The following is a 22,056-nucleotide window of genomic DNA, read 5'->3' as shown; positions in this document are numbered from 1 at the left end:
AGCTCCGCCTGCTGGGTGAGGGGATACAGGCGGTCCGAGCTCACTCCGGCGACAAGTGTCCTGGCGGTCACGCGGCGCAGGGTGGCGCGCGTACCGCCGCGACCGCGGCCGATGTCGTGAGTGTTCATGGCGTCTGCCAGCACGACATAGCCGCCCGCGTCGAAACGGCGCACCAGCTTGGCGGCGTGGTGGTCGAGATAGGACTCGACCTGGTACCGGCCGCCGTTCCAGGGGTCCTCCGTACCCTGGGGCGTGCGACCGAAGCGGACCTGCAACTCCGGCTCGCTGCGGTAGGTGACGTGGGCGAGGCGGCGGGCCAGGCCGAGCCCCGCGTGCGGACCCCGGCCGGTGTCGTGGTAGTCGCCGCCACGCCAGTGCGGGTCGCAGGTTCGCCAGAGGCGCCACCCGTGATCCACACCGTCGAACTCGGGTCTCCCAAAGGCCAGTTGCAGAGGGTGTTGCCTCTGACAGCCTCTGAGCGACCCGGGTCGAACCGGGGTCGCATCAGAGTGTTTTCCTCTGACTGCCTCCGATCGCCTCCGCAACCCGTCCTAGCAGGTCACAGCCTCATCGCCCCCACACAAGCGCAGGTCAGAAAGGTGCGCTAGCTGTACCACTGGTTCCTGGCGAAGGCGGTCATGTGCGGCATGGCTGCGGCTCCCGTCGTTGGGTGGTGGCGACATCGTCCGGAAGGGCGTCACGGCGCCGCAATACCTCTTCCGCCTCACGGAAGGGGTTGGGGAAAGCGCCTGTTCAGGGCGGGTGATCGTCCGCGGGGGCGAAATCAGGAGGGCGCTGAGTCGACGACCTTGCTGAGCGTTTCCGCCGATGGGTTGTGTCAAGCTCGGCACGCCCGCTTTGTGATACATGGGAGCTTTGGGCGTTTTGTATCGATTGTTGTGCCGCAAACTGGTGGTACATCGGCAGAAGTTGCATCGCTGCAGATCAGACATGATCATTTCCGCGTTGAGGGGTCGTGGGGTCGAATCCGGGTCGAATTTGCCATTTCTTCGCCCCTCCAGCGCGTAGTTGCAGGTCAGGAGTGCGTTGAGGTGGCGTGGTGGCAGGCAGTGCGAGAACAATTGCTGAGCCTGTGGCCCTGAAGGATGTACGCGAGCAGATTCTTCGTCTGCTGGTGGTAGAGAGGCAGCGCGTCGCCGGCCTGGGCAAATAGCCTCCACCGCTTCAGCTGGGCCACGGCCCGGCTGCACGTTGCCCATCCGCCGCGGCCCTGTGCCGTGAAGTGGTTCGCGACCTTTGTTCGACTTCTCTGCACCAGCAACCGCCCTGCGGAGTCCCGTTACCGAGCCTCACAGGTAGAGGCAGTCGCCACTGACGTAGTCCAGGAACTTGCCGGTCAGTTCAGGAGTCCACACCTTGACAGGCCCAGGCTTCTCGCCCGTCCGCTTCCAGTGCTCCACCCATTCCGGCGTCCACACCAGCGGCTTGGGCCGGCCGGGGGAAGCTCGACCAGCTGAGCCCAGTTGGTCGTGTACTCGCCGCGCACGATCCCGCTGCCCAGGAAGGAGCTGAGTGTGGGGTTGATGCGGTGCATCGTCGCCGCGCTGCTCGCGGCCGGCGCAATGCCCCTGGAAGAACTGCTGCGGGTGATGTAGTCGCGGAGGTTGTCCTCGACGGTGCCCTGACCGGCCACCGGCGGTTCACCGGCGCCAGCCATGACGGTCGTGACGTGCGCGTGCAGGGCTTCAGCGAGGAGTTCTTCCTTGTCCGCGAAGTGGTTGTACAACACGCCGGCGGCGACCTTGGCCTCGCGGGTGATGCCGCGCGGTCAGGCCCACGCTCCCGTGTTCGGCGATGAGGCGCGCAGCAGTGGCGATCAGGTGCTCGCGGAGCGTCTGATCGCCTCCGCCGTCCCGCAATACTGCGGGTTTCCTAGGTGACATCACGTCGCAGTGTAGTGAGGCTCGCAGCGGTGGCGATGACCACGGCGTACACGGCCAGCATTACCGCGCCGCCCCACTGAGGCAGCAGGCCGTCCTTCACTCGTGGGCCCCCGACAGGTTGCGTACTGATCGCGTTCGGTAGGCACCGGGGGTCGCACCGGTCCACCGGCGGAACGCGCGGATGAATGCCGCCGCGTCGGCGTACCCGAGACGTACGGCGATCTGGTCGACCCCGAGTCCGAGGGTGGACAGCATCTCGACAGCACGAGCGTGCCGCGCTGCGTCGACCAGACGCCGGTAGGACGTGCCCTCCACCGCCAGCCGCCGGTGCAGAGTGCGAGTGGAGACGTGCAGCGCGGCTGCGGCAACGCCCATGTCGGGTATGCCGTCCGGCCACTGCATGAGCAGTTCCCGTACCCGCGCTCCGAATCCGGTGTCGGTGCGCCGGGCCAGCAGGAGCCTGCACTCGCGTTCGCACACCTCCATGGTGTGCTTGTCCGCCTGCGGCAGCGACTGCTCCAGTACCGCCGCGAGGGTGACGATCGCGTTGCGCGGCGCCCCGAAGGCGATGGGCACGTCGTCAAACGCCTCGTACGGCGCGGACTTTTCAGACCGTGGGAAGCGCAGATCCAGCCGGAGGGGGGTGAAGGGCCGGCCCACAATGGTGTCAAGGAGGGCCCGGATATTGGCTATTTCCCGCTCGATGAAGAAGTGCCGGACGGGCGGGGGCACCAGCCCGTCGTCCAGGACGAGACGGACCTCGTTTCCGTCCTCCTGAAGGTGCATCCCGACCATGGCGAAGGTGAGTTCCAGGTAGCGCAGTCCCACAGCCGCGGCCTCGCGCAGCGTCGGGCTGGCGAGCAGTGCGAAGCCCAACACGCTGTACGTACGCAGCGGAATCCGGCTGCCGACCTCGAGCCCCAGGCCGGGAGCGTCGCCCGTGGCGCGGACCAGGTTCTGCGCCACAGTGAGCTCCTGCCAGGCCCGGACATGAGCGGCATCGTCGGCAAGAGCGTTCTCGTCCACACCACTGCCGTCGAGGCATGCCGGTACGGGCACTCCGCGCTCGACGCCCACGTCCACCATCGCGCGCACGCCTGCGATGCCTCGGTTGAACAGCCGCGGAGCTGTGGAGACTTCGTCGGCCGCCGCCGTGTGTCCGGAACGGCCAACAGCATGGCCGCCATTGCCTGGAACCAGCACTGCCAATCCCCCTAGCATCGGAAGGGATCGATGCGGCGTATCCCGCCGTAGGCTGCCATTCAGCCTAGTCGGGATGTGCGTGCGGGCCAGGGGGCGTACGCGTTATCAGCCACCGCTGTCTGTAGCGCTCGGCGCGCCCCACGGTCATCACGTGCGCAACCGCTGCACCGGAAAACATTCTCGAGCACAGCCAGTGAAACACACAGTGCCGGTTGCTGGTTGCCGAAGGCAACGGGGGCACTTCCGAATCGCACGGGCGGAGCGAATGATGGACGACTTCAGCACGTTGGAAGTAATGCTGGTCGACAATGAGGATCTCGTGCGCCGCGGATTCCGGCAGGCCCTCGGGGAGGCGCCGGATATCACGGTGGTCGCCGATACGAGAGTCGGCGAGGAAGCATTACGCATGGCCGAGCTGCGGCGACCGCAGGTCGTCCTCGTGGATGCCGAATGCGAATTCATCCGGAAACTCGCCCAGCCTTTGGGGACGGCAGTACCCGGAGTCGCGCCGGGGATAATTGTCCTGACCAGCAACGCCCTTGACAGCCATCTGCTCGGGTCGCTGAAGGCGGGCGCACGTGGTTTTCTGCTCAAGAGTGCCAGCCAGGACGAGCTGATCTCAGCCGTCCGTGCGGTTGCTGACGGCGCGGCCTTCTTGTGCCCCACGATGACCCGACGGCTGATCGATCGGTTCGAGATCCTGCCGCCGCCACATGAGCGGTCTCACGCGGTCGCCCTGGCAAGCCTGAGCGGCCGCGAGACCCAAGTTCTCTGCGGTATAGCCATGGGCAGGTCGAACCAGGAGATCGCCCACGAGCTGCATGTCACGCTCGCCACCGTGAAGTCCCACGTCTCGCGCATCCTCGCCAAGCTCGAGTTGCCGAACCGGATGCACGCGGCGCTGCTGGCCCAGCGGAGCGGTCTCGTGCACCCGCCCCAGCCACCGCGGGCCAAACAGGCCGCGGCAGGCCCCCTGCCCTCCGTCCCGTCCCGAGCCCGTGGTCAGGCGGGCTTGGTGAACGCGAGGACCACGTTGTGACCGCCGAAACCGAAGGAGTTCGAGATGGCCGCGGTGACCCTGATGCGCCGCTGGGTTCCCGTGACGATTTCCACCTTCACCTCGGGATCCTTGTCGTTGAGGTTCCTGGTCGCGGGAATCACGTCGGTGAAGACGCTCAGGACCGTGAAGATGGCCTCGATCGCGCCGGCCCCGCCTATGAGATGGCCGGTGATCGACTTGGTCGCCGTCACAAGAGCATGCGGACCGAGCGATTCCAGCAATGCCGCCGCCTCGATACGGTCACCGACGGGCGTACCGGGAGCGTGAGCGTTGACGTGAACGATGTCCTGCGGGCCGAGGCCGCCGGAGCGCAAGGCCTCGCGGATCGCACTGATCTGACCGTCCGCTGACGGAGATGTCATGGTGTGCGCGTCGGAGCTCATCCCTGTACCGGCGAGCGTGGCATACATCCGCGCGCCACGAGCTTTCGCGAACTGGGTTCGCTCCAGCACTACGGCACCGCCGCCCTCGGACATGACGAAGCCGTCACGGGCGCTGTCGAACGGCCGCGATGCGTTCTGAGGGTCCTCATGACGGCCGGACAGGGCTCCCATGCGGGCGAAAGCCGCCATGGACAGCCGGCCGATGCATGCCTCGGTGCCGCCGGCGACAACGACATCGGCCCGCCCGGCACGCAGTATGGCGAGCCCCATGGCTATTGCCTCCGCTCCGGAGGCGCAGGCACTGGTCGGCGCGTGGGCGCCGGCCCGGGCGTCGAGAGCCAGACTGACGGCGGCGGCCGAACCGTTGGGCATCAGCATTGTCACCGCGAACGGCGACACGCGGCCCGGCCCCTTGGCCAAGGACAGGTCGTGCTGGTCGACCAGCGTCGTCCCGCCGCCGAGGCCGGTGCCGATCACCACGGCCAGCCGCTCCGGCGCCACCTCGGGCGCGCCGGCGTCGGCCCATGCCTGCCGGGCAGCCACCATCGCAATCTGCTGGCAGCGGTCCATCCGTCGGGCCTCGACCCGGTCCAGTACCTCGGTCGGTTCCTGACTCAGCCGGCCTGCCAGCCGTACGGGCAGATCGCGAGCCCACGGTTCGTCGAGCACGGTGATCGGGGATTCGCCGGCAAGCAGCGCCTCCCAGGTGGAGTGGACGTTGCCACCCAGCGGCGTGGTCATTCCCAAACCGGTGACCACAACGCCGGTCGTACCCAGGACCTCCCCGTCCGGGCGACCGGGGAGTTCGGGGAGTTCGGGGAGCTTCGGATAACCCAAGAAGTAGTCGTCAGATGCGTCGTAGGACATCAAGGTTCCCTTTCTGAAGCCTTCTGGGGAAATGTTCTCCCTTGGATACGGGCCATTCGTCGCCCACTGGCCGTCGTCATGACGGTAGCCAGTACGAGGCACTTTCCGTAACGGCCGACGGACCGAACCGTGACGGCGGCCGGAGGATGGCTTTCATCCGTCTTCCGGCCTACTCGAAGCTCGCCTCCGGTAGGGGGATGGACACCATCCCGCGGCGGATACCCGATATTTCTCTGCCGACTTAGCATCTCTTCGAGTGGAACCACCATGACGCACACGTACAGCAATGGCTGGATACGTAACCAAGTCCCGGTGGGTCAGTGGGGAAATGGCAGGGGCAATGCCAATGGCCGAGTCGAACAGGAGGACCACGATGTCAGAGGATGCCGTCACAGAATTCCGACAGGAGCCGACGACCTTGGTCGAGCTCTGCAGGGATCGCGCGTCCAGGGAGCCGGATCGACGGATGTTCGCCTTTCTGGAGAACGGCCTTGAAGAGTCCGACTCGCTCACCCTCGCCCAACTGGACGCCCGGGCAAGGGCAATCGCCGCGCGTCTGAGCAGGCAAGCCCCGCAGGGCGCCCGCGCCGTGCTGAGTTACCCGCCCGGCCTGGACTTCGTGTCCGCCTTCTTCGGCTGCCTGTATGCCGGCCTGATCGCGGTGCCGGCTCCTCCGGTGCTGCGCGTCGGCGTCGACGACCGGTCTACGCGCTTCCGGGCAATCGTCAACAGCTGCCAGCCGGATGTGCTGCTGTCGAACGGGTCAAGGCTGAACCGTGTCGACGCGTTGCTGAAGGACATCTCCACACCATGCCGGCCAACCTCTGTGGCGACCGACGAGATCAGTGAGACGGACGCGTACGGCTGGAATGCCCCCGGCATCGGCCCGGACACGATCGCGTACCTGCAGTACACCTCCGGCACGACCGGTCCGCCCCGGGGTGTGGAGCTCACCCATGGCAACGTTCTGCACAACCTCTCGCTGATCTTGGCCAACGGTACCCGGGCCACGGACGACTTCGACCGGCTGCCGCCTGTCGTGTCCTGGCTGCCCGTGTTCCACGACATGGGACTGATCACCGGGGTCCTGCAGCCGATCTACGTCGGGTACGACGCCGTACTGATGCCGCCCTCGGCGTTCACCCAGCATCCGGTCAACTGGCTCCGCGCGATATCGGACCGCGGGGCGGGCATCAGTTCAGCACCCGGTTTCGGGTACGAGTTGTGCCTGCGGCGCGTCTCCGAGGAGCAGTTGCGTTCCCTCGATCTCAGCGCCTGGCGGATCGCGGTGGTCGGCGACGAGCCGGTGCGTGCAGAGATGATTGACCAGTTCAGTGCCATGCTCGCCCCGTTCGGCTTCCGCCGCGAGGCGTTCTTCCCGAGTTACGGCATCGCCGAGTCCACTGTCATGCTCAGCGGCGGGCCGGTGGAGCCCGAACCGGTGATCCGCCGGTTCGACGCGGTGGCGCTGGCGAAAGGCAAGGTGCAGCGAGCCGGTCGCGAGGACGAGGTCCGCCGGCTGGTCGGCCTGGGCCAGGTGCACCCGTCCATGACCATCGCGGTGGTGGATCCGGCCACCGGCGATCCGTGCGCCCCGGACGAGACAGGGGAGATCCTGGCTTCCGGACCGAGTATCGGTGCCGCGTACTGGAACGCCCCGAAGGAGACAGCGCGTACGTTCAACGCCACCGTGCGCGGCCACGAGGGCCGCCGGTTCCTGCGCACCGGCAGCCTGGGCTTTCTGGACGGCGGTCAGCTCTTCGTCACCTGCCGTGTGGACGACCTCATCGTCGTGGAGGGCATGCAGCACTACCCGTACGACATCGAGGCGACCGCGGCAGCAAGCCATCCCGCCATACGGGAGGGCTGCTCCTGCGCCTTCACCGTCGAGGACGGCGGACGCACGCGCCTCGTCGTCCTGGCTGAGATCAACAGCCGGTACCGCGTCATGACCGAACCCGTCCCGGACACTCCGTCAGGTGCCCGCGCGCCCCTCGCGGCGGATGAGGTCGAAGAAGCCGTCCGGGAGGCCGTCTTCGCCGGGCACGGCCTCCGGGCCGACGACGTCCTCTTGGTCAAGGCCGGTGCGCTGCCGTTCACCACCAGCGGCAAGTTGCAGCGCGCACAGTGCCGGTCCAGGTACCGGGCGCGGGCATTCGCCACAGTCTGAACGTCGCTCCATGCAGGGGGCGCACGAACTGTCCGTCGCCTTCTTCCTCTTCCTCCGTTTGGAGTGGTCACATGCGAACCAATCACGAGCACGGTGTCCGACTGCCCGAGGCGGTGGCCGGCGAGCACGGCGCACTGCCGACGCTGATCGACCTGTGCCGCACTCGTGCGGCAGCCGAGCCCGACCGGAAGAGCTTTGTGTTCCTGGGCGACGGTGTCGAAGAATCAGAATCACTGACCCTGGCCGAACTCGACCGCCGGGCGCGGGCGGTCGCCGTGACGCTACGACAGCAGGTTCCTTCCGCGCGCGCACGCGCGCTGCTGAGTTACCCGCCGGGACTGGATTTCCACGCCGCCTTCCTGGGCTGCATCTATGCGGGTCTGATCCCGGTTCCGGTGGCTCCGCTCGACGGGACGCGGAGCAATGCCAAATGGACTCGGGTGGAGTCGATTGCCGCGAGTTCCGAGCCCTCGCTGTTCCTGTCGACCGGCCCAGCGCTTGTCGCCGCGGAGCACGTCCTCACCGACACCGACGGGCTCGCCCAACTCAACCGGGTGGCGACCGACGAGGTATGCCTGGACCTGGCCCAGGAGTGGACCCCACCGGTGGCCGCCGCTGAGATGGTCGCCTATCTGCAGTACTCCTCGGGATCGACCGGTGTGCCGAAAGGCGTCGCGATCACTCATGGCAATGTGCTGCACAATCTGTCGTTGATATACGACAACACGCGTCGGTCTGCCGACGACGCCGGGCTGCCCCGCCCGTCGTCGGTGTCGTGGCTGCCGCCGCACCACAACATGGGCCTCATCTGCAATGTCCTCGACTCCCTTTTCTCCGGCCGGGACGTCACCCTGCTGCCGACGATGACCTTCGTGCAGCGTCCGCTCACGTGGCTGCGGGCCATCTCCCGGCTCGGACGCGCGGACAGTTGCGCGCCGAACTTCGCCTACGACCTGTGCGTCCGCCGGGTGACGGACGCACAGCGCCGGGAACTCGACCTCAGCCGCTGGGAGATGGCGCTGGTCGGAGGTGAGCCCGTCCGCTCCGATACGCTCGACCGCTTCAGCGCGGCATTCGCGGAGGCCGGCTTCCGGCGCGAGGCGCTGTCCCCCGCGTACGGCCTCGCCGAGGCGACAGTGATGGTCACGGCCGTGCCGGTCGGCCAGGCCCCGGAAGTCCTGCGGCTGGACTCCGAGTCGCTCGCCGCCGGAAAGGTGCGCCCAGCCGCGTCGGCACAGGACAGCCGGGAGTTGGTCGGCTGCGGCCCGATCCATCCGTTGAGCACGGCCATAACCGTAGACCTGGAGACAGGCAAGCCCTGCGGGGAGGACGAGGTGGGTGAGATCTTCGTATCCGGCCCGAGCGTCGCAACGGGGTATCTGAACGCTCCCAAGGAGACTGCCGAGACCTTCATGGGGTCCATTCCCGACCAGCCGGGGGAGCGGTTTCTCCGTACTGGTGACCTCGGTTTTGTGCAGAACGGGGAGCTGTTCATCACCGGCCGGGCAAAGGATGTCATCATCATCGCCGGTGCCAACCACTACCCGCAGGACATCGAGGCCACCGTTGAGGCCAGCCACCCGGCAGTCCGCGAGTTCGGTACTTGCGCGGTGTCGGTCGACGACGGCGTACACGAACGGCTCATCGTGCTCGCCGAGACGACGACGGCAGCCGGAGGCGAGACCGGTGATCAAGTGGCCGTCCAGGAGATCAAGCAGGAGATCAGGCGCGCGGTCCATGCGGGACACCGCATCCAGGTACACGATGTCGTCCTCCTCAAGCCGGGGACGCTGCCGCTCACGACGACCGGCAAGCTGCAACGGCGCGACAGCCGGGACCGATACCTCGGGGGTTCCTTCGAGGCAGCCCTCATCGAATGACGGTGCGCCCTCTGCACATCCGGTGCCCTGGCGGGGCCTTGCCGGCCAAGGCACCGCGCAGGTTCGCCGACGCCGGATCCCGTTGCCGCCCGGACGCTGACGGAGTCGATCCGCAGGAATCCGTTTTGGCAGGTCTCTCAGGGAGCGAAAGGGACCACGCAGGGACCGCAAGGACAAGAACCAACCGATAAGGACCAGGCAAGGCCAACACAACTGCACACGCCTGACCTGCAATGTATTCGCGAGGGGGCCGAGGACACCGGCCTGCTGGGCGTTCACCGCGGGGTGCCTGAAGAATGCGTCCTGGCGATGGCCGGTAGGCGCCAAGGAAACGGCCCCGAGAGGAAACGGCCCCGAGGAGTCACTCAGCGGCTGACCGTTCCCGGCCGCCGGGCGTGACGCGGATCGTCTCGGTGCTGTGCGGTGCCGCTGATTGCCCTGGTGACAGCGTGTCACCGGATCACAGTGGTCCGGGGTGGCTGAAGCGTCCGGCCCGGCGTTGGATGCGGTGACGGCGGGTGCGGTGGCGTACCGGCGGAAGCGCGGCTCGCGCGTCGGCGTGGGTGTAGAAGACGTGCTTGGCGCCCTCGATCAGCACCAGGTAGAGCACGACCATCAGGGCCAGGGCGAGGACGAGTCCGGGTGGCAGGGAGCGGAAACCGAGCGGTCCTGCGAGCGGTGACATCGGCAGCGCGACACCGACGGCGACGACACCTATGGCGCTGACCAGCAGGGGGCGGCTGGGCCGGCTGCGGTAGAACGGCACCCGGCGGGTGCGGATCGCGAAGACGACCAGCGCCTGCGTGGCGAGGGACTCCACGAACCAGCCGGAGCGGAACAACTCGGCGCCCGTGTGGAAGACCCCGAGCATGACCGCGAAGGTGAGGAAGTCGAAGACGGAGCTGACGGGCCCGAAGAAGAGCATGAAGCGACGGATGAAGGCGATGTCCCAGTGCGAGGGCGCGCGCAGTTGCTCCGGGTCGACGTGGTCGGTGGGGATGGTCAACTGACCGGCGTCGTACAGGAGGTTGTTGAGCAGGATCTGCGAGGGCAGCATCGGCAGGAAGGACAGCACGAGGGAGGCTCCGGCCGCACTGAACATGTTGCCGAAGTTGCTGGAGGTGCCCATCAGGACGTACTTGATGGTGTTGGCGAAGATCCGGCGGCCCTCGGCGACCCCGTCGGCGAGTACGCCGAGGTCCTTCTCCAGGAGCAGGACGTCGGCCGCGTCCTTGGCCACGTCGGTCGCGGTGTCCACGGACAGCCCCACGTCGGCGGCATGCAGGGCCAGCGCGTCGTTCACGCCGTCGCCCAGGAACCCGATGTCCCGGCCCCGGCGCCGCAGCGCCCGTACGACTCGTGCCTTTTCCTGGGGCGAGACGCGGGCGAAGACGGTGGTGGTCTCGGCCGCCCTGGCCAGCTGGTCGTCGTCCAGCTGACCGATGTCCCGACCGGTCAGGGCCCGGCCGGGCGGCAGGCCGAGGTCGGCGCAGACCTTCTGGGCGACGAGCGCGTTGTCGCCTGTACAAATCTTGACGGTGATGCCGAGGTCGGCGAAGCGGCGCAGTGAGGCGGCGGCACCGGCCTTGGGCGGGTCGAGGAAGACCAGGAAGCCGGCCAGACGCAGCCGGTACTCGGCGGCGGCGGTGAGGGATGTCTGCCCGTCCGCGTCCCTGGTGGCCACGGCGACCACCCGGCTGCCCGCCGCGAAGTGCTCCTGGAGCACTGCCGCGGCCTCCTCCGGTACGTCACCGCAGCGGGCCAGGACCGCCTCGGGCGCGCCTTTGGTGACGAGCAGGCGGCTGCTGTCCGGACGCTCGACGAGCGCGGAGCCCAGCTGCCGGTCGTGGTCGAAGGGCAGCAGCGCGAGCCGGTGGTGACCGTCCGGGTGCTTGCCGGACGCGGCCTCCCACAGGGCGATGTCCAGCGCGTTCCCGCCCACCTGGTCGAGGTCGCCCTCGGTGGCCAGCAGGCCCAGCGCCAGCACCGCGTCGGACGGTGTTCCGGCCGGGTCGAGGGCCGCCTCGAAACGGATGCGGCCCTCGGTGAGGGTGCCGGTCTTGTCGGTGACCAGGACGTCCATGTCGCCCAGGTCCTCGATGCACACCAGCCGTTTGACGAGAACCTTGCGCCGCGCCAGCTGCCGTGAGCCGGTGGCCAGGCTCGTGCTCACCACGGCGGGCAGCAGCTGCGGGGTGATGCCCACCGCGATGGCCAGCGAGAAGAGCAGGGCGTCGAGCAGCGGCCGGTGGAGCAGGAGGTTGATGACGAAGATTCCCGTGGTGAGGGCGGCGGCGACCTTGAGGAGCAGCATGGAGAAGCGGCGCAGTCCCGCCTGGAAGTCGGTCTCCGGCTGCCGTTCTCCCAGCCCCAGCGCGATCCGCCCGAACTCGGCACGGCCCCCGGTGGCGACGACCACTCCGGTCGCGCTGCCCCCGTGCACCACCGTCCCCATCAGCGCGCAGGAGGCCAGTTCGGCCAGTGCCGCCCCCGCTGCGACCGGCTCCGGGTCCTTGTCGGCGGGGGTGGACTCCCCGGTGAGGACGCTCTCGTCGCAGGCGAACGCGGTGCACTCCAGCAGGCGCAGGTCCGCGGGCACCACCTGCCCCAGCGTCAGACGTACGACATCGCCCGGCACCAGCTCGGTCACATCGACCTTGGTGGCCGCGCTGTCCCGGACCACGACGGCCGTGTGCCGCACCCGCGAGTGCAGGGCCTGTGCCGCCTTCTCCGCCCGGTACTCGTTGACGAAACCCAGCGCCACGCTCAGCACCAGAATCGCCGCGATGATGACCGCGCCGGTCCGCTCGCCGAAGAAGTACGAGACCCCGGCCGTCACCGCCAGCAGGATCAGCAGGGCGCTGCGCAGTTGCCGCCCGAGGACCGTCAGGACGTGGACGTGGTGCGTGCGTACGGCGTTCGGCCCGACGGCCGCGAGCCGCTCGGCCGCCTCACCCGTCTCGCCCCCCGACAGGCCCTCGGGACTGCTCGCGAGCGCGGCCAGTACGGCCTTCGCGTCTTCGGCGGCGGCGTCCCCCACCCGCAGCTCTGCCACACGGGTGGTCACTGACTCCAGGTCCATTCGGCGACCTCGGGCAGGTCCGCCCCATGGGTGCGGATCCAGTCGTGATGGCGGTAACGGACGTCGACCATTCGCTGCCGCAGCGCCGCCGCGCGGACCGCGAGACCGGGCACCCGGTCGATGACGTCCATGACCAGCCGGTACCGGTCGAGGTCGTTGCGTACGACCATGTCGAACGGGGTCGTGGTGGTGCCCTCCTCCTTGTAGCCGCGCACGTGCAGGTGCGGGTGGTTGGCGCGGCGGTAGGCGAGCCGGTGGATCAGCCACGGATAGCCGTGGTACGCGAAGACGACGGGCTTGTCGGGGGTGAACAGTGCGTCGTACTCGCTGTCGGGCATGCCGTGCGGGTGTTCCTCCGCGGGCAGCAGCCGGGCGATGTCGACGACGTTGACCATCCGTACCGCGAGTTCGGGCAGATGGTGGCGGAGCAGCGAGGCCGCGGCCAGCACTTCGAGGGTGGGTACGTCGCCCGCGCAGGCGAGCACCACATCGGGCTCGCCGGGGTCGGACTCGGTGCCGGCCCAGGCCCAGATCCCGGCGCCGCGGGCGCAGTGCGCGCGGGCGGCGTCGAGGTCGAGCCAGTCGAAGCAGGGCTGCTTGCCCGCGACGACGACGTTGACGTAGTCGCGGCTGCGCAGCACGTGATCCGCCACGGAGAGGAGGGTGTTGGCGTCCGGGGGGTAGTAGACCCGCACGACCTCCGGCGACTTGTTGAGTACGTGGTCGACGAAACCGGGGTCCTGGTGCGAGAAGCCGTTGTTGTCCTGGCGCCACACGTGCGAGGTGAGCAGGTAGTTGAGGGAGGCGATCGGACGGCGCCAAGGGAGCCGGCGGGCGACGCGCAGCCACTTGATGTGCTGGTTCGCCATGGAGCCGACGATGTGGACGAAGGCCTCGTAGCAGGAGAACAGGCCATGCCGCCCGGTGAGGAGATAGCCCTCCAGCCAGCCCTGGCAGGTGTGTTCGGAGAGGATCTCCATCACCCGGCCGCCACGCTCCAGGTGTTCGTCCGTGGGCAGGACCTGGGCCTCCCACGCCTTGCCGCTCGCCTCGTAGACGGCCTGGAGGCGGTTGGAGGCCGTCTCGTCCGGGCCGACCAGCCGGAAGTCGCGCCGCTCGCCTGTGTCGGCCATCACCTGCGCCAGCAGGTCACCGAGGACGCGGGTCGGCTCATGCGCTGTCGCGCCGGGCTTGTCGACCGGGACGGCGAACCGCTCCAGGGGCGGGAGGGGCAGGTCGTGCAGCAGCAGACCGCCGTTGGTGTGCGGGTTGGCGCCCAGACGGTGTGCGCCGTCGGGGACGCAGGCCAGGACCTGTCCCCGGGGGCGTCCGTGCTCGTCGAAGAGTTCCTCGGGCCGGTAGGAGCGCAGCCATCGCTCCAACTGCCGCAGGTGGTCCGGGTTTTCGCGTACGGCCGGCAGCGGCACCTGGTGCGCACGCCAGGTGCCCTCCACCGGGAGGCCGTCGACCTCGGCGGGTCCGGTCCAGCCCTTGGGCGTGCGCAGCACGATCACCGGCCAGCGGGGGCGTTCGGTGATGACGGAGCCGGTGCCTTCGGTGCGGGCGGCGTGTTGGAAGGCGGCGATACGGTCCAGGGCCTCGTCCATGGCGCGAGCCATCGCCTGGTGGACGGCGTGCGGGTCGTCCCCGGTGACATGGAGGGGCTCGTGGCCGTATCCCCTGAGCAGGGAGTCGAGTTCGGGCTCCGGTATCCGGGCCAGGACCGTCGGGTTGGCGATCTTGTAGCCGTTGAGGTGCAGGATCGGCAGGACGGCACCGTCCCGTACCGGGTCGAGGAACTTGTCGGAGTGCCAGGAGGCGGCCAGCGGGCCCGTCTCGGCCTCACCGTCGCCGATCACGCATGCCACCAGGAGCCCCGGGTTGTCAAACGCGGCCCCGTAGGCATGCGAGAGGGAGTAGCCCAGCTCGCCACCCTCGTGGATCGATCCAGGGGTCTCGGGTGCGACATGACTGGGGATGCCGCCCGGGAAAGAGAACTGCCGGAAGAGGCGAGCCATGCCGGCCGCGTCCCGCGTGATGTTTGGGTACGTCTCTGTGTAGCTGCCCTCCAGCCAGGAGTTCGCCACTACGGCCGGCCCGCCATGACCGGGCCCCCAGACACAGATCGCGTCCAAGCCCCTGGCTTTCACGACCCTGTTGAGGTGGGTGTGGACCAGGTTCAGTCCCGGTGAGGTGCCCCAGTGCCCCAGCAGTCGCGGTTTGACGTGCTCAGGTGCCAGCGGCTCGGTCAGCAGGGGGTTGGACATGAGGTAGATCTGCCCGACGGCCAGGTAGTTCGCCGCGCGCCAGTGGGCGTCCAGCGCGCTCAGTTCCTCCTCGTCGAGGCGGTCGAGGTCGTCGCGGGTGTCGAGCGTGTAGAGGGAGGTCTCGGGAGGGGGGCGGAGTGGCATGACGAACCCTTCTTGCAGGGGTCTGGTCAGGAACTTCCGGAACTGAGGCCGGGGAGGTGTTCGATTTCGTCGATGAAGGCGCGGGCGCCGTCCGAGAGGCGGCGGTTGTGGGAGCGGGCGTAGGCCCTCAGGGTGGTGAAGGCCTGTTCCATGTCCGTGTGGCGGCGTTCGGCGAGTTTTCCCTTGGCCTGTTCGATCAGGACGCGGCTGCTGAGGGCTGTCTGCAACTGCTCGTTGAGGAGCGTGCTGCGCTTGCTGGTGCGTTGTTGCAGCAGGCTGATGGTGGCGACGTCGGCGAGGGCCTGGGCGAAAGGGGTGGCTGCGGGACTGATGGGCGCCGGGGTGGTGTGGAAGAGCTTGAGGGCGCCGACGACCTCGTCGCGCAGGCGCATGGGCAGCGCCTGGACGGCGGTGAAGCCGCTGCGCTGGGCCTGGGCGGTGAACAGGGGCCAGCGGGCGGCCTCGTCGCGCAGGTCGTGAACGGAGACCGCGCTTCCGGTGTGGAAGCAGTCCAGGCAGGGGCCTTGGTGGTTCTGGAGCTGGAAGAGTTCCAGGAGGCGCACCCGTTCGTCGGAGGCGGCCATGACGCGCAGCACGTCGTCACGGTCGGCGAGCAGGACGCCCGCCGCGCTCGCATCGTGCAGGTCGACGCAGCGGTCGGTGAGGAGGCGCAGGAAGTCCATGAGGTCGAAGTCGGCGACGAGACTGTCCGCCAGCTCGACGAACGTCCGGGCCATCAGCTGTTCCTTCATGGTGCGCACCTCTGTGTGTGGGGCGTGAGCATCAGGGCTCCTCGTCGGGCGGTCGCGCATCCGGCGGTTGTGTGTTCGGGGGCAGGCGGAGCCGGTGGGCGATCACGTCGGTGGCAACCACCGAGATCCGTGCCCCCGGGCGTACGCGTGGGCGCGCAGCCGGATGAAGGCTTCCTCTCCGACCGGTCTGATGTGCGCACCGGACTTCTGCGGCGGCTGTGGTTCCTGCGGGGAGGACGGTGTCACTGACTGGCAGGCACTGCCATGTGCAGCAGCCGTTCGATGATCTCCCGGTACTGCCGGAGCGCGAGCCGTAGTTCCTCGGTCTGCGCATCGGTGTCCGGGTTCTGCCAGCCTGTGCGCAGGACGCGCCGTCGTTCTGTGAGGGTGTCGGTGAACCGGGTGGCGACCTCGTCGAGGACGGTGTCGGCCTCTTCCACCGCCTGGCGTGGGCTGTCGACGAAGGTGCCGAGGGCCTGTTGGAGGCGCAGGGTGAGCTTGTCCCGGTCGCCCTGTGGGACCAGTTCCGGGCCGAGTTCGCGATCGGGGCTGTCGGCGCTGGTGCCGGGCTCGCGCGGTGCGTGAGCGGGTTCGGTGCGGGGTGTCTGCGGGGCGCGCTGCATCGCGGGATCCGCGGCCACGGGCTGGGGTTGCTGTGCGTGTTCGGCGCTGTGCGACATCACGTGCTGCTTCCCTTCGCGTGGCGTCGGGTCAGTGGCCACGGCGCGTGCCGCTGGTCCTCGCGGGACGACGCGTCGCGCCGATCCGGGTAGGCCGGCTGTTCGCCGACCAGCGCCTCGAAGAGGCCCCGGGCTTCGACCGTGGCCTCCCGCATTTCCTCGGTGCCGCTCTGGTCGCGAGCCGCCGCGTGCATGCCGCGGTAGCCCTGGACATGGTGGGAGTGGTGGACGGAGAGGGCGGCGATCTGGTTGTCGAACTGCTCGCCGCCGGGGAAGCCGCGGTCCCCTGCCAGGCGTGCCAGTAGCGCATCCGCCTCGATGACGGCCTTCTGCGGTGATTCGACGAACTGCTCCTGGATGGTGGCCCATTGCGTCACGTAGTGCTCGCGGGCCTCGGGCGACAACGACAGCTCCGTGAGGGAGCCGTGCTCCCTCACGCGCTCGACGAGTTCCTGCTCGGCAGCCTTGGTGTCGCCGTCGTGGTCGGCGACGGCACGGTCGTACTCGGGGCCGAAGCGCCGCTTCAGCCCGTGCCCGCCACCGCCTTGCATTCGTCCACGTCCGAGATGGAGGAGGGCGGCCAGACCGATGACGATCACAGCGATGATCACGACGGTGAACATGGCTGGCCTCTCTGACTCTCGGTTGGCACGTTGGTCTGCTTCATTGCCGTCAATTCCTGTCGGCTCATTGCGCGTTGAGGCCTGCCGGGTGGTGTCCACACGGTGTGGGAACGGCCCGGGGGCTTTCTGTCACAGCTTGAAGCCGTCCTTGGCGTTGTCGCCGGACTGCTTCAGGTTTCCGGAGACCTGGTCGGTCCTGCCGCGCCGCTGTAGTCGCCTGTTGCGGGTGGTCCGGCCGATGCGTTCGGTGATCAGGCCCTTCAGTACCTGCGTCTTGTGCTTGATCGTCTGTCCGACGCTCATGGCCGTCCTCCTACGGGTTTGCGGGCGGTATCGAGCCTCGGAGTGGACTACCTGCGGCTGTACCGGCGCCTGCCCCCGCCGCGCCCACGCATCGCGAAGCCGGCGAGCCAGACGACCAGGAGTACGGCGGCGACCCACCAAAGGGCCTGCATGGTGAAGCCGAACCCGAACACGACCAGGATCAGCAGAAGGAGAAGCATCCACAGGATCATTGCCGGGCCTCCGGATCGCGGGAATTTCCTGACTTCCGCGGGGTCCGGGCGAAGCGGGAAGGCGGAATGCGTCGCCCGGGTGATCCGGAGTGGCATGGCCCTACACCGTGCTGTCAGTCAACGCCGGGCGACTTCCCTTGTCAACGCAGTGTCGACATGGGGGAGTTCTGCGAGCTGGGCAGGGGCCGCTGGGGCAAACGGAGCCTTGGCGGGAGCGTTGACCGGCTCGGCCGGTGGCGCCGGCAGGATGCGGTCCTCCCACCAGGACAGGCCCATCACGGTGGCGAGCAGGACGAAGGGGGTCGAAGCCGGAACGATCAGCGCGTACATGTGTACCGCCTGTCGTGAAATGCGTGCGACGCGGCGGGCAGCAGGAGGGTGCCCGCACGGGGCGCATCGATGCCGCGCCGGGATCGAGTGGCGATGGCGGGTGCGGGAGTCGCCCGTTGGTGACGGGACGGGTTCCGGCACTGATGCGCGAGGTGCGCCCCCGAAGGAGCGCGAGAGGTGATCGACGTTGCCGGGGGCTCGGGCCGTACCACGCACGCTAGCCCTCGCCGCACTCACCGGACAGATGTCAAGTGGCCATCCCCTTTCGACCGGTTCCGTCGGACGCCGCGGACATGGGTCGCTATCCGCAACCTCTGGGGAGGGTTAGGCTGTTCGAACAGGCCCCGGCCCCCGGCAGTGATGCGTTGTTCCGCTCCGGGGAGGCCCGCCGTGTTCGTTCTGCTTCTCGTCCTGATCGTCGTCCTGTTCGGCCTCGGCTTTCTCAATCCCCTCTGGTGGGTGGCCGCGGCCGTGTTGCTCTTCGGCGCCACCCGCTACGGCCGCGATCGCGGGGGAGGCTGGATCCGTGACGACGGTTCCGATCTCGGGGACCACCAGGATTACCGGGGCTACCAGGAGCGCCGGGACCGGCAGGACCGCTGGGACCGCCGCTACAGCCGTCAGAACCGGGCGCGCTGGAGGCGCGAGGACCGTCGGGACCATGAACGCCGCGGGTGACCGGTGAACCGGCTTGGCATCCAGAGATTCCCGGGAGGCTTTTCGTCACACCGGGCACGCAAAGATCGTGGAGAGGTGGATGCCGTGCATCGCACAGCCATGCTTCCGAAGGACTGGTGGGAGCTGAGGGCCGAGGCCTCGGTGGAGGAGGACCCGGCGGGTCAGGATGTCGTGGCGCTGCGCGCCGAGATCGATCAGCTGCGGCGGGCGCCGGCCGCCCGTGTGGTCGTCGACCAGGCCTGCGGCATGGTGATGGTCCTGGCCCCCTGCCGCTGTGGGCCGGCCAGGAGCCTGCGGGTGGACATCTCGCGGCAGTGCAACACCGAACTTCCGGACGTGGCCGCGGCTCTGGTCGCGACCTGGGAGGGCGAGCCGCTCTCGCGGCTGATGCAGCGGGGGCTGCGGCGTGCGCTGCGGCGGCTTTACGCGGAAGACCGAGGGTGCGACTCACCACCGGCGGATGAGGGGTCCGGAAGGGGAAGGTCATGATTCACGCAGCCGATGTCCGAGAGTGGCGTGACCGCGACGTCGTGGACGCACAGTCGCACAAGATCGGTGTCCTGGAGGCGGTGTATGTGGACACCACCACAGATGAGCCGGCCATGGCCACGGTTCGCACCGGGCTGCCCACGCGGCACCGGCTGGTCTTCGTCCCCTTGGCGGACGCGATCGCCGGGCCGGACTATCTCAGGGTCGGCTATGCCAAAGCACTGGTGAGGCAGGCTCCTTCGATCGGCACCGACGACGTGCTGCCCGCCGAGCAGGAAGTAGCGATCTTCAAGCACTACGGACTGGCCTACAAGCCCGGCGCAGCCGGCGAACGGCAACTGGCGCGCCGCTGACCGCTCATGGACAGGATGACCGCGTTGTGAGGTACGCACCATGCACCAGGTGACCACACCCCGTGAACAACAGTGGCTGCTGACGGCTGTCACTTCGACGGGGGACGCGGCGTTGGCTGTCGAGATCCTCGAACTGCGGGCCAGAGTTGAGCAGTTGGGACAGGCGCTGGCAAGTCGTGCGGTGATCGACCAGGCGCGCGGCATGGTGATGGCCCTGGCGCCGTGTTCCAGCGAGCGGGCCTGGGACCTGCTGGTGGACGTGTCGCAGCACTGCAACGTCAAGCTCCGGGACGTGGCCGCTGATCTGGTCGCCACGACGAAGGACGAGGCGCTCCCGGAACAGCTACGGCAGGAGCTGCGCCGGGCGTTGCGGCGCCTTCACGCGGCGGAACGGCGGTGACGAAGTGCGCGCCCGGCGGACGGCACCGGGAGCTGTGAGCTCAACCCTCCGGTGCCTTCGTCCAGGACGGCCGTCGGACGCCCCTTGTGTATCCCACCTCGTGGAACTCAAACACCGGCCTGGTTCCTCCCCTCGCCAGGCCACGGACGATGGGGGCGATGAGGTTTCAACTCCGCTTTCAGGGCTAGTCGTTGGACATGTCCAGACGCTACGGCGGAAGCCCCGCGGGGACGGTCATCTCCATCATCGCGGACATCGCGGCACTGATCCTGATCCTGTGGATCGCCCTCTACCTGTTCGACGCCAACACCGCCAACAGGACGGTCTCCTGGGTCCACGACGCGGCGAACTGGCTCTCGGGCTGGTCGCACAATCTGTTCACCATCCACTCGGACGACTGGCGCACCGTGGTCAACTACGGTCTGCCCGCTGTCGTCTACCTCCTGATCGGTCACGCGGTGGCCGGCCGGGTCAACCGGACCTAGCCCCTCCGCCGACGCGCAGCCGCGCGTAGAACATCGGGGCGGAACGGGCCGCGCATGGCCCGTCGCCCTCGATGCCCACGTGCCGGAGCCTGAACGTGGCATCGACTGTCCACGAGGCGCGGACGGCACTGAACTGCCAGGCACAGAAGCGGTACCCAGCCCCAGCCCCCGGCAGCGTGATATTCCACCCCGAGGAGGCCCATGGTGTCTGCAGGTACCGCAACTCCCCTCATCCCCGCAGAAGCTCCCCGAGCTCCGGGCCGGCGGCCTGTGGTCGCTGATACGGCGGAGGGCTGCGAGACGGTCGTCGTCAGCGGCGGTCTCACTCTCGCCACCGTTCCGGGACTGCGCGAGCGTCTTCTGGGCGCATGTCACAGCCCCGGAAGGCAGTTGACCCTCGACCTGTCGGGCGTCACCTCCTGCGACACTCTGGGCCTCGGGCTGCTCGTCGCCACGGCACACAGGGTCCGCCTCTCCGGCGGCAACCTGTGCCTTGCCGCCCCGAGCCGCGCCGTCGCCGAGGCGCTGAGCGACAGCGGGCTGATCCGGCTCCTCCGGGTCCTTCCCGATGCCGGCACGGCCGTCGGAATCACGGCGGCCGAGGCGCCCGCCCCGGGGCTCCGGACAGCGGCCTAGACACACGGATGACCGGTGGACGACTCGCCGCCAAGGAGCTTCGCGCTCACCCGACGACTGCCCGGGACAGGGCGGGGATCAGCCGTGGACACGTGACGCGTCGGAGTCGGAGTCCGCCTGTGCCGGCCAGTTGTCCCGCCGTTCCCGCGCCACTGCCGCACGGCTGCCGATGCGTTCGCCGCCGGAGCCGACCCGTTCTCCGCTCAGCGAGACGGCGGGCGCGGTGGGCGGGGCAGGGGTGATCAGTTCCGGGAGTTCGGGGAGCGCGGGGCGCGGGCTGCTCCGGCGCGCGGACTCACCGTCGGTTTCCCGGCTCTGGTGCTCGAAGAAGCGGAGCATCTCCACCGGGAACGGCATGACCAGGGTGCTGTTCTTCTCCGCGGAGACGTCCACCACGGTCTGCAGCAGGCGCAGTTGGAGCGCGCCCGGAGTGTCGGCCATGGTCGCCGCGGCGTCGCTCAGCCGCTGGGACGCCTGGAACTCGCCGTCGGCGGCGATGACCCGGGCCCGGCGCTCACGTTCGGCCTCGGCCTGCTTGGACATGGAGCGCATCATCGACTCCGGAAGCGCGATGTCCTTGATCTCCACGCGTTCGATGCGCAGTCCCCAGGGTTCCTCGGTGGGAGCGTCCATCACCTTCTTGAGCTCCGCGTTGATGTGGTCGCGGTCGGAGAGAAGCGTGTCCAGATCCGCCCTGCCGATGACCGCACGCAGCGAGGTCTGGGCGATCTGGGAGACGGCGCTGGGGTAGTTGCGGACGTTCACCAGGGCCTTGACCGGGTCGATGACCTTGAAGTAGACGACCGCGTCGACGGTGAGCGTCACGTTGTCGGCGGTGATGGATCCCTGCGGCGGGATACCGAGGACCTCGGTCTGCACGGACACCTTCCGCATCCGGTCCCCGATCGGCCTGATGACGCGCAGGCCGGGCCCGCGGATGTCCGGCAGCAGCCGCCCGAAGCGGAACACCACGCCCTTCTCGTACTGCTGGACGTTGCGCAGGCTCAGGGCGAGCAGGACCAGCCCGACCGCAGCCAACACCACCAGCACAGTGATCAGAACACCCATGGTTCTCACATTCCTTACGTCGGTGGTGTCCCCGAACCCGAGCGGTCCGGGAAACACACGGCACGGGAGGACCCCGGCCCGTTGTCC

21 protein-coding genes and 1 pseudogene are annotated in these 22,056 nt (G+C 68.5%); 9 read left to right on the top strand and 13 right to left on the bottom strand.

Annotated elements, in window-relative coordinates:
- From ACZ4RZ_RS47320 to ACZ4RZ_RS47310, 3 genes and pseudogenes are all read right to left on the bottom strand, one after another.
- Positions 1-383 (bottom strand): annotated as a pseudogene (locus ACZ4RZ_RS47320) (homoserine O-acetyltransferase family protein); the annotation flags it as partial.
- A 974-nt stretch (positions 384-1,357) separates the two neighbouring features.
- A complete protein-coding gene (locus tag ACZ4RZ_RS47315) occupies positions 1,358-1,780 on the bottom strand; it encodes a TetR/AcrR family transcriptional regulator (protein WP_467753797.1) in 423 nt (140 codons plus the stop codon).
- A 220-nt stretch (positions 1,781-2,000) separates the two neighbouring features.
- Positions 2,001-2,990, bottom strand: a complete 990-nt coding sequence (locus ACZ4RZ_RS47310; protein WP_467753796.1) for an AraC family transcriptional regulator — start codon at positions 2,988-2,990, stop codon at positions 2,001-2,003.
- 385 nt (positions 2,991-3,375) lie between these two features.
- On the opposite strand from ACZ4RZ_RS47310, the gene ACZ4RZ_RS47305 reads away from it, so the two are divergent.
- Positions 3,376-4,146 carry a LuxR C-terminal-related transcriptional regulator gene (locus ACZ4RZ_RS47305; RefSeq protein WP_467753792.1) on the top strand — a complete coding sequence of 257 codons (771 nt, stop codon included), beginning with the start codon at positions 3,376-3,378 and terminating at the stop codon, positions 4,144-4,146.
- Here the strand turns inward: ACZ4RZ_RS47305 and ACZ4RZ_RS47300 are convergent.
- Complete coding sequence (locus ACZ4RZ_RS47300) at positions 4,110-5,417, bottom strand: beta-ketoacyl-[acyl-carrier-protein] synthase family protein (RefSeq protein WP_467753791.1); 1,308 nt, start codon at positions 5,415-5,417, stop codon at positions 4,110-4,112. The two genes, ACZ4RZ_RS47305 and ACZ4RZ_RS47300, sit on opposite strands and share 37 nt — an antisense overlap.
- Positions 5,418-5,703: 286 nt before the next feature.
- Between ACZ4RZ_RS47300 and ACZ4RZ_RS47295 the strand changes: the two genes are divergently transcribed.
- Complete coding sequence (locus ACZ4RZ_RS47295) at positions 5,704-7,587, top strand: fatty acyl-AMP ligase (RefSeq protein WP_467753789.1); 1,884 nt, start codon at positions 5,704-5,706, stop codon at positions 7,585-7,587.
- A 71-nt stretch (positions 7,588-7,658) separates the two neighbouring features.
- Positions 7,659-9,467 carry a fatty acyl-AMP ligase gene (locus ACZ4RZ_RS47290; RefSeq protein ID WP_467753788.1) on the top strand — a complete coding sequence of 603 codons (1,809 nt, stop codon included), beginning with the start codon at positions 7,659-7,661 and terminating at the stop codon, positions 9,465-9,467.
- A 460-nt stretch (positions 9,468-9,927) separates the two neighbouring features.
- Here ACZ4RZ_RS47290 and mgtA read toward each other — a convergent pair whose 3' ends face one another.
- The 8 genes from mgtA to ACZ4RZ_RS47250 all read right to left on the bottom strand — a co-directional run bounded on the left by mgtA (position 9,928) and on the right by ACZ4RZ_RS47250 (position 17,860).
- The gene (gene mgtA / locus ACZ4RZ_RS47285) at positions 9,928-12,534 is read right to left on the bottom strand and encodes a magnesium-translocating P-type ATPase (protein ID WP_467753786.1); all 2,607 of its coding nucleotides are present in this window, start codon (positions 12,532-12,534) and stop codon (positions 9,928-9,930) included.
- A complete protein-coding gene (locus ACZ4RZ_RS47280; protein ID WP_467753785.1) occupies positions 12,531-14,960 on the bottom strand; it encodes a phosphoketolase family protein in 2,430 nt (809 codons plus the stop codon). The genes mgtA and ACZ4RZ_RS47280 overlap by 4 nt, the downstream gene beginning before the upstream one ends.
- A 26-nt stretch (positions 14,961-14,986) precedes the next feature.
- Positions 14,987-15,712, bottom strand: coding sequence for a GAF and ANTAR domain-containing protein (locus ACZ4RZ_RS47275; RefSeq protein ID WP_467753784.1), 726 nt, complete (start codon positions 15,710-15,712; stop codon positions 14,987-14,989).
- 242 nt (positions 15,713-15,954) lie between these two features.
- Positions 15,955-16,392, bottom strand: a complete 438-nt coding sequence (locus ACZ4RZ_RS47270; RefSeq protein WP_467753794.1) for a hypothetical protein — start codon at positions 16,390-16,392, stop codon at positions 15,955-15,957.
- On the bottom strand, positions 16,392-17,015 hold the full coding sequence (locus tag ACZ4RZ_RS47265; RefSeq protein ID WP_467753783.1) for a hypothetical protein: 624 nt from the start codon (positions 17,013-17,015) through the stop codon (positions 16,392-16,394). The genes ACZ4RZ_RS47270 and ACZ4RZ_RS47265 overlap by 1 nt, the downstream gene beginning before the upstream one ends.
- Before the next feature lie 129 nt (positions 17,016-17,144).
- Positions 17,145-17,318: a CsbD family protein gene (locus tag ACZ4RZ_RS47260; RefSeq protein ID WP_467753782.1), complete on the bottom strand. Its 174-nt coding sequence runs from the start codon at positions 17,316-17,318 to the stop codon at positions 17,145-17,147.
- Positions 17,319-17,365: 47 nt separating this feature from the next.
- Positions 17,366-17,518 (bottom strand): hydrophobic protein, encoded by a 153-nt coding sequence (locus tag ACZ4RZ_RS47255; protein ID WP_467753780.1) that lies wholly within the window; start codon positions 17,516-17,518, stop codon positions 17,366-17,368.
- Between the two features lie 129 nt (positions 17,519-17,647).
- Positions 17,648-17,860, bottom strand: a complete 213-nt coding sequence (locus ACZ4RZ_RS47250) for a hypothetical protein (RefSeq protein WP_467753778.1) — start codon at positions 17,858-17,860, stop codon at positions 17,648-17,650.
- A 390-nt stretch (positions 17,861-18,250) separates the two neighbouring features.
- Between ACZ4RZ_RS47250 and ACZ4RZ_RS47245 the strand changes: the two genes are divergently transcribed.
- The 6 genes from ACZ4RZ_RS47245 (at position 18,251) to ACZ4RZ_RS47220 (ending at position 20,901) form a co-directional block, all read left to right on the top strand.
- Positions 18,251-18,538, top strand: a complete 288-nt coding sequence (locus tag ACZ4RZ_RS47245) for a hypothetical protein (protein WP_467753777.1) — start codon at positions 18,251-18,253, stop codon at positions 18,536-18,538.
- 84 nt (positions 18,539-18,622) lie between these two features.
- On the top strand, positions 18,623-19,027 hold the full coding sequence (locus ACZ4RZ_RS47240; RefSeq protein WP_467753776.1) for an ANTAR domain-containing protein: 405 nt from the start codon (positions 18,623-18,625) through the stop codon (positions 19,025-19,027).
- On the top strand, positions 19,024-19,380 hold the full coding sequence (locus tag ACZ4RZ_RS47235) for a PRC-barrel domain-containing protein (protein ID WP_467753775.1): 357 nt from the start codon (positions 19,024-19,026) through the stop codon (positions 19,378-19,380). The genes ACZ4RZ_RS47240 and ACZ4RZ_RS47235 overlap by 4 nt, the downstream gene beginning before the upstream one ends.
- Before the next feature lie 40 nt (positions 19,381-19,420).
- A complete protein-coding gene (locus ACZ4RZ_RS47230) occupies positions 19,421-19,780 on the top strand; it encodes an ANTAR domain-containing protein (RefSeq protein ID WP_467753774.1) in 360 nt (119 codons plus the stop codon).
- 197 nt (positions 19,781-19,977) lie between these two features.
- Positions 19,978-20,265 (top strand): hypothetical protein, encoded by a 288-nt coding sequence (locus tag ACZ4RZ_RS47225; RefSeq protein ID WP_451258785.1) that lies wholly within the window; start codon positions 19,978-19,980, stop codon positions 20,263-20,265.
- A gap of 270 nt (positions 20,266-20,535) precedes the next feature.
- Complete coding sequence (locus ACZ4RZ_RS47220; RefSeq protein ID WP_467753773.1) at positions 20,536-20,901, top strand: STAS domain-containing protein; 366 nt, start codon at positions 20,536-20,538, stop codon at positions 20,899-20,901.
- Between the two features lie 78 nt (positions 20,902-20,979).
- Here the strand turns inward: ACZ4RZ_RS47220 and ACZ4RZ_RS47215 are convergent, their stop codons facing one another.
- Positions 20,980-21,969 (bottom strand): SPFH domain-containing protein, encoded by a 990-nt coding sequence (locus tag ACZ4RZ_RS47215; RefSeq protein ID WP_467753772.1) that lies wholly within the window; start codon positions 21,967-21,969, stop codon positions 20,980-20,982.
- Positions 21,970-22,056: the final 87 nt, after the last annotated feature.

The sequence above is a fragment of the Streptomyces sp. NPDC027189 genome, assembly GCF_055566975.1.
This window is presented reverse-complemented; position numbering and strand designations above follow the sequence as displayed.

Coding starts and splice junctions, on each gene's coding strand:
- ACZ4RZ_RS47310 (WP_467753796.1), bottom strand. CDS start 2,990: ATGGTGGACGTGGGCGTCGAGCGCGGAGTGCCCGTACCGGCATGCCTC.
- ACZ4RZ_RS47305 (WP_467753792.1), top strand. CDS start 3,376: ATGGACGACTTCAGCACGTTGGAAGTAATGCTGGTCGACAATGAGGAT.
- ACZ4RZ_RS47300 (WP_467753791.1), bottom strand. CDS start 5,417: ATGTCCTACGACGCATCTGACGACTACTTCTTGGGTTATCCGAAGCTC.
- ACZ4RZ_RS47295 (WP_467753789.1), top strand. CDS start 5,704: ATGGCTGGATACGTAACCAAGTCCCGGTGGGTCAGTGGGGAAATGGCA.
- ACZ4RZ_RS47290 (WP_467753788.1), top strand. CDS start 7,659: ATGCGAACCAATCACGAGCACGGTGTCCGACTGCCCGAGGCGGTGGCC.
- ACZ4RZ_RS47280 (WP_467753785.1), bottom strand. CDS start 14,960: ATGCCACTCCGCCCCCCTCCCGAGACCTCCCTCTACACGCTCGACACC.
- ACZ4RZ_RS47275 (WP_467753784.1), bottom strand. CDS start 15,712: ATGAAGGAACAGCTGATGGCCCGGACGTTCGTCGAGCTGGCGGACAGT.
- ACZ4RZ_RS47270 (WP_467753794.1), bottom strand. CDS start 16,392: ATGTCGCACAGCGCCGAACACGCACAGCAACCCCAGCCCGTGGCCGCG.
- ACZ4RZ_RS47265 (WP_467753783.1), bottom strand. CDS start 17,015: ATGTTCACCGTCGTGATCATCGCTGTGATCGTCATCGGTCTGGCCGCC.
- ACZ4RZ_RS47260 (WP_467753782.1), bottom strand. CDS start 17,318: ATGAGCGTCGGACAGACGATCAAGCACAAGACGCAGGTACTGAAGGGC.
- ACZ4RZ_RS47255 (WP_467753780.1), bottom strand. CDS start 17,518: ATGCTTCTCCTTCTGCTGATCCTGGTCGTGTTCGGGTTCGGCTTCACC.
- ACZ4RZ_RS47250 (WP_467753778.1), bottom strand. CDS start 17,860: ATGTACGCGCTGATCGTTCCGGCTTCGACCCCCTTCGTCCTGCTCGCC.
- ACZ4RZ_RS47235 (WP_467753775.1), top strand. CDS start 19,024: ATGATTCACGCAGCCGATGTCCGAGAGTGGCGTGACCGCGACGTCGTG.
- ACZ4RZ_RS47230 (WP_467753774.1), top strand. CDS start 19,421: ATGCACCAGGTGACCACACCCCGTGAACAACAGTGGCTGCTGACGGCT.
- ACZ4RZ_RS47225 (WP_451258785.1), top strand. CDS start 19,978: ATGTCCAGACGCTACGGCGGAAGCCCCGCGGGGACGGTCATCTCCATC.
- ACZ4RZ_RS47215 (WP_467753772.1), bottom strand. CDS start 21,969: ATGGGTGTTCTGATCACTGTGCTGGTGGTGTTGGCTGCGGTCGGGCTG.